Here is a 773-nt window from a genome sequence, read left to right on the forward strand (position 1 = left end):
CCGCCACTTCTTCGGGGACCATCGGATTGGTGAAGAAGGACCCGGTGGAGTACGTGTCGCGGTCTGCGGGGTCCAGGACCATGCCCTTGGACGCGCGCAGCCGGAGCACCTCCCGGCGGACGTCGTTGGAGTAGGCCCGCTGTCCCTGTTCAACACCGAGGACCCTGGCCAGCTCGGCGTAGCGGACCGGGGCGCTCATCCTGCCCAGCGGCAGCTGGAACTCGACGGTGAGGACAATGTAGCGCGGGGACCCGTTAACCGTGGTTTGTTTGAGGATCGAATCCCGGTAGCCGAACTTCAGCTCGGAGTTGGTGAAGGTCTTCACGGCGTTGCGTTCCCTGTCCCAGGTGCGGACAGCCGCGATGGTCTGGGAAACCTCGGACCCGTACGCGCCCACGTTCTGCACGGGGGTGGCGCCGGTGGCACCGGGGATTCCGGCCAGAGCCTCGATTCCGGACCAGGCGTGCAGCACCGCGTGCTCCACGAGGGCGTCCCAGTTGTGGCCCGCCTGCACCACCACGGACACGCCGCCGCAGGAGTCCTCCGCGCTGACGGTGAACCCTTCCGAGGCGATCTTCACGACGGTCCCGGGGAATCCGTCGTCGGAAATCAGCAGGTTGGAGCCGCCGCCGATGATCAGGACCGGCTCCCCTGCGGCGTCCGCCGAGCGCACAGCCTCGATGATCTCCGCTTCCGTGCGGGCCTCTATGTAGTTGCCGGCGGGGCCGCCGACGGCAGCGGTGGTCAGGTCGGAAAGCATGGTGGGAGTCACC

Annotated in this window: 1 protein-coding gene; it reads right to left on the reverse strand. The window is 67.7% G+C overall.

Going from position 1 to position 773, the window contains the following annotated elements; translation table 11 throughout:
* Window positions 1-772, reverse strand: a 772-nt coding sequence (locus tag JYA52_RS00145) for a UDP-N-acetylmuramate dehydrogenase (protein ID WP_205651151.1), incomplete at its 3' end; no start/stop codon positions are given.
* Window position 773: the final 1 nt, after the last annotated feature.

The sequence above is a fragment of the Arthrobacter pascens genome (genome assembly GCF_017052465.1).
GTDB lineage: Bacteria > Actinomycetota > Actinomycetes > Actinomycetales > Micrococcaceae > Arthrobacter > Arthrobacter pascens.